This window comes from Thermocladium sp. ECH_B, assembly GCA_001516585.1.
Taxonomy (GTDB): Archaea; Thermoproteota; Thermoprotei; order Thermoproteales; family Thermocladiaceae; genus Thermocladium.
In genome coordinates this window covers 1-13,023 of record LOBW01000001.1, presented here as the reverse complement: position 1 = coordinate 13,023, position 13,023 = coordinate 1, and the positions used below count along the sequence as shown (strand labels likewise).

Annotated in this window: 16 protein-coding genes; 6 read left to right on the top strand and 10 right to left on the bottom strand. The window is 47.1% G+C overall.

The genetic code is table 11. The annotated features are described in order from the left end of the window. Nucleotides 1-143: 143 nt before the first annotated feature. Nucleotides 144-1,964, top strand: coding sequence for an amino acid transporter (locus AT710_00080; protein ID KUO93277.1), 1,821 nt, complete (start codon nt 144-146; stop codon nt 1,962-1,964). Nucleotides 1,965-2,177: 213 nt separating this feature from the next. On the opposite strand, the gene AT710_00075 is transcribed toward AT710_00080, so the two are convergent. Both AT710_00075 and AT710_00070 read right to left on the bottom strand, forming a co-directional pair. Beyond that, entirely contained in the window at nt 2,178-3,110 is a 933-nt protein-coding gene (locus AT710_00075; protein ID KUO93276.1) for an ornithine carbamoyltransferase, read from the bottom strand. Then, nucleotides 3,107-3,820 (bottom strand): hypothetical protein, encoded by a 714-nt coding sequence (locus AT710_00070; protein KUO93275.1) that lies wholly within the window; start codon nt 3,818-3,820, stop codon nt 3,107-3,109. Before AT710_00070 ends, AT710_00075 begins: the two co-directional genes overlap by 4 nt. A gap of 182 nt (nt 3,821-4,002) precedes the next feature. Here AT710_00070 and AT710_00065 point away from each other — a divergent pair, with 182 nt between their 5' ends. Both AT710_00065 and AT710_00060 read left to right on the top strand, forming a co-directional pair. Then, entirely contained in the window at nt 4,003-4,641 is a 639-nt protein-coding gene (locus tag AT710_00065) for a uracil-DNA glycosylase (GenBank protein KUO93274.1), read from the top strand. Nucleotides 4,642-4,677: 36 nt separating this feature from the next. Then, nucleotides 4,678-5,709 (top strand): hypothetical protein, encoded by a 1,032-nt coding sequence (locus AT710_00060; GenBank protein ID KUO93273.1) that lies wholly within the window; start codon nt 4,678-4,680, stop codon nt 5,707-5,709. A gap of 6 nt (nt 5,710-5,715) precedes the next feature. Here the strand turns inward: AT710_00060 and AT710_00055 are convergent, their stop codons facing one another. The 4 genes from AT710_00055 to AT710_00040 all read right to left on the bottom strand — a co-directional run bounded on the left by AT710_00055 (nt 5,716) and on the right by AT710_00040 (nt 8,536). Further along, a complete protein-coding gene (locus AT710_00055) occupies nt 5,716-6,480 on the bottom strand; it encodes a hypothetical protein (protein KUO93272.1) in 765 nt (254 codons plus the stop codon). Nucleotides 6,481-6,581: 101 nt separating this feature from the next. Then, on the bottom strand, nt 6,582-6,815 hold the full coding sequence (locus AT710_00050) for a hypothetical protein (protein ID KUO93271.1): 234 nt from the start codon (nt 6,813-6,815) through the stop codon (nt 6,582-6,584). A gap of 54 nt (nt 6,816-6,869) precedes the next feature. Further along, entirely contained in the window at nt 6,870-7,583 is a 714-nt protein-coding gene (locus AT710_00045) for a hypothetical protein (GenBank protein KUO93270.1), read from the bottom strand. Between the two features lie 2 nt (nt 7,584-7,585). Further along, nucleotides 7,586-8,536 (bottom strand): hypothetical protein, encoded by a 951-nt coding sequence (locus AT710_00040; protein KUO93269.1) that lies wholly within the window; start codon nt 8,534-8,536, stop codon nt 7,586-7,588. Between the two features lie 147 nt (nt 8,537-8,683). On the opposite strand from AT710_00040, the gene AT710_00035 reads away from it, so the two are divergent. Then, nucleotides 8,684-9,115, top strand: coding sequence for a hypothetical protein (locus AT710_00035; GenBank protein ID KUO93268.1), 432 nt, complete (start codon nt 8,684-8,686; stop codon nt 9,113-9,115). 45 nt (nt 9,116-9,160) lie between these two features. Here the strand turns inward: AT710_00035 and AT710_00030 are convergent, their stop codons facing one another. Then, nucleotides 9,161-10,468, bottom strand: a complete 1,308-nt coding sequence (locus AT710_00030; GenBank protein KUO93267.1) for a heat-shock protein Hsp70 — start codon at nt 10,466-10,468, stop codon at nt 9,161-9,163. A 173-nt stretch (nt 10,469-10,641) separates the two neighbouring features. Continuing rightward, entirely contained in the window at nt 10,642-10,965 is a 324-nt protein-coding gene (locus AT710_00025) for a hypothetical protein (GenBank protein ID KUO93266.1), read from the bottom strand. A 111-nt stretch (nt 10,966-11,076) separates the two neighbouring features. On the opposite strand from AT710_00025, the gene AT710_00020 reads away from it, so the two are divergent. Further along, nucleotides 11,077-11,256: a hypothetical protein gene (locus AT710_00020; protein ID KUO93265.1), complete on the top strand. Its 180-nt coding sequence runs from the start codon at nt 11,077-11,079 to the stop codon at nt 11,254-11,256. Between the two features lie 4 nt (nt 11,257-11,260). Here AT710_00020 and AT710_00015 read toward each other — a convergent pair whose 3' ends face one another. Then, nucleotides 11,261-11,620 (bottom strand): hypothetical protein, encoded by a 360-nt coding sequence (locus tag AT710_00015; GenBank protein KUO93264.1) that lies wholly within the window; start codon nt 11,618-11,620, stop codon nt 11,261-11,263. Nucleotides 11,621-11,754: 134 nt separating this feature from the next. Here AT710_00015 and AT710_00010 point away from each other — a divergent pair, with 134 nt between their 5' ends. Then, nucleotides 11,755-12,186, top strand: coding sequence for an archease (locus tag AT710_00010; GenBank protein ID KUO93263.1), 432 nt, complete (start codon nt 11,755-11,757; stop codon nt 12,184-12,186). Nucleotides 12,187-12,363: 177 nt separating this feature from the next. Here the strand turns inward: AT710_00010 and AT710_00005 are convergent, their stop codons facing one another. Then, nucleotides 12,364-12,783 carry a universal stress protein UspA gene (locus tag AT710_00005; GenBank protein KUO93262.1) on the bottom strand — a complete coding sequence of 140 codons (420 nt, stop codon included), beginning with the start codon at nt 12,781-12,783 and terminating at the stop codon, nt 12,364-12,366. Nucleotides 12,784-13,023: the final 240 nt, after the last annotated feature.

Sequence of the window (13,023 nt, the reverse complement as noted above, 5' to 3'; positions counted from 1 at the left end):
GATGTAATTGAAAGTAAAGGATCGGCCAATCTCATCTCTTCAGAACATGAGAAAGATCTAACAAATTGCCAATATTGTATAAATTGCTAAATAGTTATTGATAAATATTGTTAAAAATCAGCCAAATTATGCTATAAGCTAATATGAGTGAGAATACACGAAATCCCGCTCAGCCCACTCAAGTGAAATTAAGAAGGACCTTAACCGCAATGGACTACTTCATGTTATCGATAACCGGCATGATAGGTTCCGCATGGTTATTCTCCGCGCTGGGCGCTGTGGGCGTCATGGGGCCGGCCGCACTGCTTTCCTGGATTATCGCAGGCGCGTTCTTCATCTTCATGGTATTCCCATTCGCTGAACTTGGAGGACTATTCCCATTCAGCGGATCGCTGGCAAGATATAATCACTATAGCCATGGGGCACTGAGCAATTATTTATTGGCGTGGGCATATACCCTAGGCGCGGTTACTACGTTGTCCACCGAGGCCATAGCCATAGTTGAGTATGCCAGCGATTATATACCTCAATTCTGGAACTCAACCCTGGGCGTTTTGACCCCGCTCGGCATAGTTGTGGCCGGCGGTTTGATAATCTTTTTCTTCTTTATTCAGGTAATCGGCGTTAATGTTTATGGCTGGTTCAATAGAATCATAACTGCCTGGAAATTCCTAATACCCTCCTTAACCATTATACTCCTATTGGCTCTCTACCTTCATCCAAATAACATTATAGGCAAATTACCTGGTGGCTTTGCTCCATATGGTTATGCAGCTGTATTCACGGGAATGATCACCACAGGCATAGTTTATGCGTATGAGGGATTCAGGCAGGGACTGGAGTATGCCGGGGAGGGACGTAATCCACAGCGTGACGTGCCTCTAGGCACCATACTTGCCGTAGTGGTCACAATAATAATCTATGTCTTGCTTCAAATGGCATTCCTAGGCGCCATAAATTGGAGCGCTGCGGGCGTTGCAGTGGGCGATTGGAGCGCACTTGCATCGAGTAGTTGGGCGGCGCATCCGTTTGCCAGCGAGGCCATGGCGACGGGAATACCGATATTGGTTGGATTAGCCGTTCTATTATTGGTGGATGCGGCCGTATCGCCCGCCGGCACTCTTGCCGTTTATCTCGGCACTAGCGGCAGGAACTTATATGGAATGGCGCGGGTCGGCTATATACCTAAATTCTTCTCCCAAATACATAAGAGGTTCCAGACCCCTTGGATAGCTTTATTGGTCACATCAATACTTGCACTAGTTTTCCTGGCCCCATTCCCCACATGGTACTCCATAATGTCGTACTCGGCGGTGGTCACGGTATATGGTTATCTAGAGGTTGGGGTCACTAATCACGCCTTGAGGAGACTGGCTCCAGACCTACGGAGGGCTTATAAGCCCGTGGCTTGGTACATATTTTATCCCCTTAGCTTCATAGTTGCCTCACTGCTCATCTATTGGTCATCCTGGACCTACGTTAANCCAATAATAATAAGCGCAATAATTGGCCTTCCCTTGCTTCTCCTAGGTCCCTATAGGTCAGTGCTCGGATTAAGCAAGTCAGAGGCAATAACATTCAGCATAATTTATTGGATAGCCGCGGCAGGCATCATAAGTGCTTGGTACATGAATTGGCTTGCCTCATTGGGTTCAATAGGGTCATTTGCTATATATTGGGCATTAATCTCTGCAATACAAGTAATTGCATTTACTTATCTCTGGCTAAGGACCAAGCACCCAGATATCAAGGGCGCCTCATGGATAGTAATTTACAATATAATTCTCGGCATCATCTCATATATGGGCTCCCTAGGACCATTATCGACCCCTATAATACCATACCCATGGGACTACTTAACCTGGGCACTGCTCAGCTTAATTGTATACTTAATAGCCATCAAAGTCGCATACCTTACAACCGATTTGAAGCAGATCAAGGAATCCGGGCTACCCATTGAGTAATTGATTNATTATAATATTCTAATGTAAATAAAAAGCTTTTCATGGGCCCCAGAATTCCAACGAATGAGTTGCCCTATTAATTAGGGAAGCAACGATGCTTGCGGAACCAAGAAAATTCAAGTCCTTTAACTTTACGGGGGATTAAAGGGAGGGAAAGCCCCATCCGCGAGGGCGGGATACCGCTTCAATAAAGGATTGTTTTATTCGAAGGGCCTAGATTAGTGCTGATAGTATTGCCTTTATTGTGTGCATCCTATTCTCGGCCTCATCCCACACAACGCTTTGCCGTGAATCCACCACGTCATCCGTAACCTCATAGCCCCTGTGGGCTGGGAGGCAATGCATGAATATGGAGTTCTTCCCCGCCAGTTCCATTACGTGGGAATTAACTTGGTAAGGCTTAAACACTTTAAGTCTCTCCTCGGCCTCCTTCTCGAACCCCATGCTGACCCACACATCAGTGTAAACAACATCAACCCCCTTCACTCCCTCCTCCAAGTTATCGGTGATAATTATTGAGCCGCCGCTCTTCTTGGCGTCGTCCTCTGATGGCTCCAAGTACTTCTTGCTGGGCCAGTAACCCTTTGGGGACACTATCCTGACCTCCATGCCTAGCTTAGCCCCCATCTGCATCAGGCTATGCGACATATTATTATCGCCGTCCCCAACGAACGCCAGCTTAACGCCGCTTAACCTACCCAGCTTCTCCCAAATGGTTAAGGCATCGGCCAATACCTGAGTTGGGTGGCACTCATCGCTTAATGCGTTTATTATGGGTACATCCGCGTTCTCGGCCAACTTAATTAGGGAGGCGTGGCTATAGACTCGAGCCATGACTCCATCCACTAGCCTGGTCACTACCCTAGCGGTGTCCTCAATTGTCTCGCCCCTACCTAACTGAAGCTCCTGGGGATTGCTGTAAATCACCTTCATTCCCAATTGATTAGCGGCAACCTCCAGGCTTATCCTAGTCCTGGTGCTCGGCTTCTCGAATATGCCGAGGACGGTTTTTCCGAGGTGAGTCGGCACGTACCTCTCCCCAGCATAGAACCGCTCCTTGAGGTTCTTCGATAGGTTTAACAGGAACATGAATTCATCCCTGGAGTAATCAACCCATGAGAGCAGGTCTCGACCCTTTAGCTTCACTTATTATCGCCGAAAACCTCGCCTAGGGCTGAGCTTAATAGTTTTACTAGCCTGGCATCAGCCAAGGCCCCGCCTAGGGAGTCCCTATACGTCTCCAATGCATTTATGTCGCTCCAGTACTTATTCCTGTACTGCTTATCGTACCTGAGGACAAAGTAGCCCTCGTAACCAATCATTGCGAGCAGTTTAATTATCATTAGGTAATCCATATCTCCTCCCCCCATCAATGGGAACCCGCCGCGGCCATTCTGGATATTATGCGCGAACATGAATTTAATGGAGGATTGATTAAGCAATATGAATTTGGCGAGCGACTTCATGGAGCCAAGCGATGGAATGGAGAACGCTATCTTAATTGGATGAGGAAAAGCAGCGGGGGGAGAATAATTCGCGGGATCCCTAAGGAACCAAGCAATAGATACGCCGTAATTGGCAGCCACATCCAATGCATACATCATTAAATCGCTTCTGCTCGGCATCGATAATATGATTGAATCCACATCCAGGTAATTCACCAAATCAAATAACCTATCTATTCCCCTCCCATTGCCCGGCATGGGAAGCCAAGCAGCCGCAATATCCCCCACATCCTCCGGGTAAACCAGGGGAAGCATGAGGCCCCACCTCTCCCTAACGATGCGCCTAAGGTCAAGCACGATCTCCGCCCTCAACCTATCCTCGCCCGGCTCCTGGTAAACAGCGAAAATCACGTGAAGCCATCCCGACTCCCCCTTAATAATCCTATGGCAATGGGGAGTCCGGTGGGCAGCCGCCTAATGTGTCCCACCATCACTCGCCCCACTATAGGCATTCATGCACCCCCTTAAAACGCTTTACACTATCATTATGTAAAGCCACAATATTGAAGAACGGCTATTCCCCCTTAAAATTAATGCTGCCCGGACTCGCTGAGTGCAGGTTATGTCCCCGATTAGTTGCTTACAGGGAGAACGTGAAGCCCTTGCCTAGGTTCAGCGGTGAAGAGTATTGGAGGAAACCTGTTCCTCCCTGGGGTGAGGCTGGGGGAGTCATGATTATTGGATTAGCGCCTGCGGCTCATGGTGGGAATAGGACCGGGAGAATGTTCACAGGCGACCGCAGCGCGCAGTTCCTGTTTCGGGCTCTTCATGATGCTGGTCTCGCAAGTAATCCCTTCAGCGTGTCCAGGAACGACGGTACGAGGCTCAGGTGTGCGTATGTTACTTCAGCGGTTAAATGCGTGCCTCCAAGCAATAAGCCGCTCGCATCTGAGGTAAGTAATTGCCTACGCTGGTTAAGCATTGAATTCGAGATGATTAAGCCGAGGTCTGTGGTGGCATTGGGCGCCATCGCGACTAACTCCATTTCTAGGGTAATGGGGGTTAGGGTTAGGTTTAGGCACGGCGATTCTCTTGTGGTTAATGGCGTCAAATTATTCATGAGTTACCATCCAAGTCCACGAAACACCAATACTGGTAGACTTAAGTTGAGCGATTTAGTGGATATATTGATTCAGGCAAGGAAGTGGGCCGGTTGCTTAGAGAAGAATTAAGCAGGTTTTTAAATGATTAATAACCGAAGCGATTAAATGAGCATCCTAGCCACCACAGTGCCTGGATTAGAGGACTATGTCGTGAAGGAGGCTGAGAAGAGGAGGGGATCCAGTATTGGCCATAGTTATGAGAAAATGAGCGGTAGGGTAATTCTTGAATTGGGCGCATCATCCATGGCGGCCGCCAAATCTTTTTTGGCCACCATGAGGACAATAGAGAACGCGTACTACCTGCTTCACAGGGGGAAAGTGGGGCCTAGGCTGAGTGATCTAGCCACCGCGATAAGTGGCGTGGACTTAAGTGAATTAATGGGGATTGTGACTCCAGAGACGAGCATAGCGATTGAGGCGTTGAGGACCGGCAATCATGAGTACACCAGCACCATTGTGGCAAGTCATGTGGGCGACGCGGTCATTTCATTTCTTGAGGAGAGGGGGGTGAGACCATTAGTTAATTTATCTAATCCAGACGTGGTTATTGGGGTTCACGTGATGGGCGATCAATTACTGCTTGGGGTGAGGTTGACTAGGTCAACCATGAGGGATAGGGATTATAGGGTTGCCTCTCATCCAGCATCGCTTAATCCGGTGATCGCATTCGCCATGATCATGATGGCGGATCCCGGGGATGGGGAAACCATTTGCGACTTGACTTGTGGGGGAGGCACTATTCCCGCCGAGGCAATGCATTACTGGGCTCGAGTTAGAGCCATATGCATAGATATCAATTTGAATTACTGCTTAATGGCGAGGGATAACTTGAATTCCGCGGGCAGTGACTTCGATGTGGTTTCAGGTGATTCAACAATGGGATTCATGCGATCGCTTTCCTGTGATCACGTAATATTTAATCCGCCCTATGGAATCAGAATGAGGACTATGACCCCCATAAGGACGTTCTATAATGAATTGATCGCCGCCGCCATCGATTCGGCAAGGAGGAGCGTGGTTATGATAACGGCTAGGCGAGGCTTGGTGGCTGGCTTAAGGGATTTAGATGTCGCTGAGCGTCGCATTGAGCAGGGCGGAATGTACTCCAGCATATTCGTGATTAGGAAAAAGAAGTGAGGGGAATTACGTTGCCTTTGGCACGAATGACCTCGTATCAGCGTTTGGAAATAACTTATTCACTATGTTGCGGGGAGCCTTATATACCTTGACCGCTATTTCCCTTATCAATTTATCCGATGGCGCGCACTTAGTTAAACCCAGTCTGACGCAGTAGGCATACTTCTCTATCTTCTTATCGTTTAGGTTAGTTATGAGTCCCAACGCTATTTTCTCCGCTATCCGGGTGGCCACGTAGAACCTAACGTAATTTATTAATCTCTCCGATAATTGTGGAAACACGTCGAGAAATACTCCATACATCTTGACGAAATCGGTCTCAGGCATGAAGCCCATTATGCTTCCAGTATATATTAACCTATAAGCCCTAAACACCCTCTCCTCAAGTGATTCCCCCATTGCTTCCACATCTATTTTTTCACGTATTGAGTCCCTTAACTCATTGCTTAGATTGAAATCGGCCCTCCTTAATTGGTTATACACGTCATCCCCTATTATCTCTATTTGAAATAGGCTGGAGTATTGCTTTATGGATTCATCATCGACGAGGGCCAACCCATACTTCCCAACCACATAGACAGTCGCTATCTCCTTATCATATATGCGTATCTTGGATAAGCCCCTGAATGGCTCTACCCCCTTCTCCTTGTATATGGTCACCAAGAGGTTCTCCAGTTCAGGCCTAGTGGAGACCTCTCCCCTTAGGATCCTATCCCAAGCATCCAGGGAAGCCTCTATCCTATCCTTATATAACTGCCTTGAATCACTCATTAAAGGCGCCTCCGCGTTTCTCCGCTATTCTTCCTTTTAAACTTTAACTGGGGCATTAACGCCCTTTAGAATAGGAGACCCGTGGGGGCAGTAACTTGGTGCTAGTACTTCTTGATTACCATTGCGGTCAGCGTTCGCTCCACGCCGTCTATGGCATGTATCCGCTTTATTATGTCCTCCAGGGACTCTATGTTCTCTATCTCCATTGATGCAATTATGTCGTAGGGACCCGTCACAGTATATGTGGATTTAATTCCAGGTATCGATCTTATTTGCTCCGTTACTTGAAATGCCTTGCCCACCTTAGTCTGGACAAGTATAAATATCTCAAACATGGTATAGTATAGGAATCAGTATTATTAAATTTAGCGATTCAAATCGAAATGTCCTCACGCCTCTTCGGGCTCCTCGTACCACTTAATGCGCTCCCCAATCAATGATCTGAGCCTCCACTTAATGCTCTTCGGCGATGATTCCATTTTAGATGCAATGATGGAGACCCTCTCCTCTATGCCATCTATCCCAATGCCACGCACGTAATCAAGTACCTTTCCCAAATTAATCAGAGACGTCTTATAGAGACCCCAATCACTCGACGTCAACTCAATTATCCTCTTGATTGAGATGGTTTCACGCGAATCGGTCTCCCCCAAATTCAGCTTAAGCAGTAATGCGGCTATATCCTTCAAGTCCTTCTCTGTGATCGCCCATATCTGAAGCTTAGTCATCAATAAATCACTTGGAGGCACGGTTGGGGAGTAGAGCCCCAATCTCTTCCCGAGGGGTAATACATGGCTCTCCCTGAAAATGTCTAGGAATACATCTATCTTTACCTTGAGCTCCCCATCAATGAATCTGAGCCGGGNTTGCCCATGAAGCGCATTGAATCTCTTATCGGGCTCCGCGAAGCCCGTCATTAACTTAATTATCCTCGATGATTCCTTACCATAACCGATTAAGTCAATATCATTAGGCACTCGCTCCAACTTGGGGTGAGTGGGGTAGGACAATATGGCTACAGCATTGCCGCCCAATAACCTCAACGTGATGCCCAATGAATTGGCTGCATTAATTATCTCTAGGCTCCTCTGTACTATATTCATCTTTAACCCTTGGTCGGCAAGTAATTCATCATCTTCCCATCATCTATTTGAATTAGAATGCCGCGGAGAACCCCAAAATTATACTCGCTCCCAGCATTGAGAACAGGTACCCTGGATTCCCTGGATGCCACGTAATCAACGCCGCCCGATTCATGTATATGCCCATGGAGTCCAATGATCGGCGCATACGTCTCCAGTATTTTCCTGACAGCCATGCTGCCCACATGCATCATATCCACCTCTCCCCCTCGTATTATTGGACGCATATCGCTGGTTAAGCGGGGAGCTAAATCTATTGATGTATCGATTGGAGGCACGTGAACCGCCACAATTGTTCTTCGAGCATCATCAACGCCATTCATCAATTTATTCAGTGATTGCCACAACTCATCCTCACTCATTTCCCTCGGCGTGTTCCACGGCGTCTTATTGGAGTAACCCAGGCCAATTATTGAGTAATCGCCAATATTAGTANCCTCCCCCTCTATTGGGATCAATACATCGGATCTATGCTTGTTTAACACATCAATCGTCTCCGGGTAATCATCATTCCCCGGCATTATGTATAGCTTCGCGCCTGCCCTGCGGAACCTCTCCTCAATGATGTTGAGGGACTTATCAAGCTCCTTAATGGCGATATCCTTGAATAGCCGCTCCATATATGAGTAATCCTCTCTGATTTTCTCGTACTCATCCATGCTCGTCATGAATGGGTACTGGCCGGCATTTCTGATCCTCTTTATTGCATCATCTATGTTCCTCTTCTTTATCTTCTCGCCGTTGGCCTCATAATGATCGCCCATATCTATTATTGGGACCAATGCCTTGCCCAGGAGGTCCCCGGCGAATATCACGTCCTTCACGCCATAGAATTGCGGTGCGTTAGATAACTTCATATATGCTGCGTTGGAGCCATGTAGATCCGACACGAGGAGGAGCTTGAGCTTGCCCACGCCATTACATTGATTTGGACATTTATAAAGTTATTTCTAAACACCGGGCCGCATCGAAGATATATTTAAATAATTATTTAAATAATTAGTTCAAGCACGTAAATCAAAGAATCAACATTTATTAATCAAATCAAACCATGTCCAGCAATGAAATTCCAAGTAACTAGGAGAATCAATGCACCTGATGAAGAGTTATGGAGAATAATCAGTGACGTGGAGGGCATACCCAAGTACTGGCATGGAACCAAGAAACTCAGGGTTACCGGTAAGGCTGAAAACACGATCTATGCCGACGTGCAATTCGCGTTTCCAGGCCCATTTAATAAGGGCAAAGTGAGAATCATGATCAACGAGGCCGATAAGAAAGTGATCATGGAGTACCTGAGCGGTCCATTCACTGGAGCGCATAGGATAAAGGTAAGCAATGGGGAAGTGATCAGTGATTGGGACATAGAGTTCAAGCCCCTCTTTAAATTAATCGAGTCATGGAACGAGAACCACTTCAAACAGGGAACCGAGCACGCATTAGAGAGAATAGAGCAGGAAGCAGTGGGCAGCCAAGCCAAGCGGAATCAATAAAACTAACGATACGCCTCAACCCCTCAAGGCGGAAGGGGGACCGAGTCATCTCGGGATTATCCAACCCTCCTTAGCCTTATCATTCCACTCAACGCTGAGCGGCAAGGCGTAGCCATAAACTATTGCGCCCTTCCAAACACTGTACTGGGGATCCTTAACCATCCTTATATTAAGCCTATTCAGCAGGTCAGGCACCTTATCGCCTATCATTATCCTAACCTTATCCACGCTATTAACCGCCACATCACTGAGGGCGGGAGGCGCCCTCCAATTAAACGCGCCCCCGCTTAGAATTATGTTGCTCACTATCTTATCCTGAACCTCGACGGGGGTTTTCCTGACGCTGCTTATGATGGCGTCAGCCATATTCATTTCCCCATAAAAAACCATGTCCCCCATGGTGACGTCCTCAATGGAGAAGCGTCCTTGTTGAACATAGCTCTTGAACTCGTCATGCGTCGGGTCAAATAAGACCTCCCCTATCAGGAAACGGGTCCACGCTGATTCGCTTAATTCAACAGTGACCAATGGATTGACCTTAATCTTTATTGAGAACCTCTTCGGATCCTCCCGCGCGCTCCTTATGGCTGTCCCCAAGTCCTTAGGCACTAATCCAGCCTCTCGCTTAACCATCTCAACCACGTACTCATCCTTGGCCAAGTCACTATAGCCCGCATCCTTGAGTATCTCTCTCGTAATTGCATTAGTCTCGGCGCCTCCCCTATTTAATGCCACTATTCCATCCCTTATGGGGCCATAACTTATTGGAACGACTTGAATATTGCCGTGACCGGCCTCCACAACCATGCATGTAACCGCCTTCTCCGATATGGCTACAGCGAAGGGCTGATCAATGGCAGTCAATGCACGTATCATCTTGCCTTGATACTCCTGATTTATCTCCATGTGGATATCGATGAATCTCTCCCTCATGTAGTCCGGGGAAAGAGCGGATAACGACATGACGACGAGGAAGCCCCTGAAGTCCCCGCTATTAACTGCTTGTTCATAGAAACTTGATAATCCAAATCGGGTTAATTCCTTCACCACTCGCCAGGAATCCTCATCTTCCTTCTTTATTATGCCATCATGAAGCGGGTACCTTAAGTTCCTCATCATATCCCGCGTGGAGCTGAGGTACCGCGATACATCGTCCCCAACCACTATGCCCCTCTTCACCACCTCCGGCGGTATGAGCATTTTCACGCTTTCCGGGAGGTCCCTAAGTATGAGCCCACGGCTCTGAATTATGCGGGGAGCCTCGCCTAAACTTATTGGGCCGTACTTAAAGTAACCCGTGCCGAAGTCTTCTCCATATGTATATTTCAATTTATACCTCAACTCCTCCTCCATTGAACCACAAGCCCCAGCCTAGATGCGGACTTATAAAGATATAGGAACTTACTTCCAACCCTCCGCCGCCCATCTTCTCCCCGCCCATGAAGGGGCTTGTAGACCCTTATCGAAGATAAAAAATGTAAGCCATGGGGCACTTATCAGCATGGCATTTAAATGAGTGGAGTACCTTAGCAATAACCCGGCGTAGCTTGGTAGCTGAAGTAAACAAATACTATATATATTATCAACATCACTATGAAGGCGGCTAATACATAATCCCCAACGGAGCCCCGCCTCTTATAATCAATTATCGCATACGCGCCCACGGCCATCATAGCCATTGTTACTAGAACCAAGCCCACATAAGATGAAGTGCATTGGCTCTGAACAAGTGAAGTGGGGTAACCGGTTGGGGTCACCAATTGCCAGAAGCCATATATGAAAATGGATAAAGTAATTATCAATATGAAGGCAAGCACGAGCCCTCCACGAGACACATCTATGCTGCTCATCGAAACGCTTGAACAGCATTAGCTTTAAAGTTATTCTTTGCTTGCCCCACAATAAACAGCTCCCATAGAGTAAACTACCCCGGCCCTTATGGAGAGGGTCTCTGGAGAGAATTGAGCTCGCCCCTTTGGGGAGGCCAGTTAATCGGATCAATATTAGTGAGGCCAATAACTGTAGGGAATGGATCCGCTGCAATTCAATGGAGCAACGCGTCCAATGCCTCCACTGTGAGCGGGGGAGGAAGGCCCTCGAAGCTCAGGAAATCCCGATGGGGGATTCCCCATGGGAATTAGGCGTTCACCGATTAATTATCTCCACGCGGAGCTTCTTTATCATGTCATCCAATAATGTTAAGATTAAACCTACCTGTTGCTCCTTGGATACTATTGTCAATATATTGTTTTCATCTATCTTAGCCACAACGATGAGGCCCGGGGAGCTATATACTATTGAGTAATCGAAGTTGCCCTTGAAGAAGAGCTTAGAGGCATTCTCTGAAACTATGGCTAATGGAGCCGAAACCGCCGACACCTTATCGGGATCAACTTGCTCCATGCTGACATACTCCTTTATTAAACCATCAGTGGTGGATAAATATATGCCTAAAATGCCTGGCGACCCTATTACTCCCTGCTGCAAAATGTCCCTAACGGCCATGATAGAGATAAAAACGTGAAAAGTTATAAATATTTCCTTTAAAAACAGCACTAATCCGGCCTCAGAATTGATGGCTAATGATTGAAAACCTATAATGGGCGAAAACCTTTATATTGATGACCATAATGTAGAGCATGATGATTGAACCACCATTTGAGTACGCTGATCACACTGCGGATATAATGATAATAGCAAGGGGGAAAAGCCTGGGCGAGGCATTCAAGAACGCGGCTCTTGGCGTTCTTAACCTAATGTATGATACCTCCAAGGTAAGGACCGCGTACTCGCATAGAGTGGAATTGAGTGGAATTGACCTAGAGCAATTATTATTTAATTGGATAGATGAAGTAATTTACCAATTCGATGGGGCAAAAATGGCAATAGGCAATGATATCGATATCGACGTTGATGAGAGAACCATTAGCTTAAAGGCCGAATTTAAGGGGGAGAACTATGACCCGGCAAAACATGGATTCAGGGGAACAATAGTTAAGGCAATCACGTATCACTTAATGAAGATAGAGAAGGATAATGAATATAGGATACAATTCGTTGTGGATATCTAGCCCCTCTTCCCGCATTGCGGGGCAAGGCTTGTAGTTCTTCAATCCCATTTAATTGAGGAGACAACTTTAGAATGCCGCCATTAATTAAGGCTTCACTGAGGCCGTCACCACGTGGGCAGCGGGGCTTTCCTTTCATTAAATCGCCTAGCGGAACCAACATGTCTCTAAAATCATTATCTATTTAACTACGAGGACCGGTATCCGTGCTTCGCTGACTAGCCTCGAGGAGACGCTGCCAAGGAATAATCGCTTTAGGGTGGATAATCCCCTGCTGCCTGACACCAATAAGTCGGCCTTCACCTTATCGACGAACTCCAATATGCTGGTGGCAGGATCACCCTCCAATACTTGCCCCTCGGTCTCTAGGCCAGCGGCTCTTTTGCGTGCCTCCTCAATATCATCCTTAGCCTTCTGATATAATTGATCCAGCACCGTCTGAGGAACAGGACTAACGCCTAGCCCTATTAAGGCGGCTGGATCCACGACCTCAATTATGTAGAGGCGCGAACCATATTTCTTGGCAATGTCTATAGCCATATCAAGCGCCCTCTTCGAGTGGGGCGAACCATCATAAGCCACCACTATTTTCTGGAACATAAGTAATTAACCTCTATCTATTATTTAAGCATTCCCGAGAAAACGGAAAATGATAAAACGAACGGCAAACTCGTCCTTTAGGGGGTAAAAGCTTGAAAAGGAGGATTATTTCCCTTTAATGTCCTCCCCCGGTCAATTTTTAGAGAATGGGGGTGGGAACCGACTTCCCCCGCAATACCGGGAGGAGGACCCGCGACGCGGAGACCGAGTAGCGCCCATAGGGGCGTAACCCTCTAGACC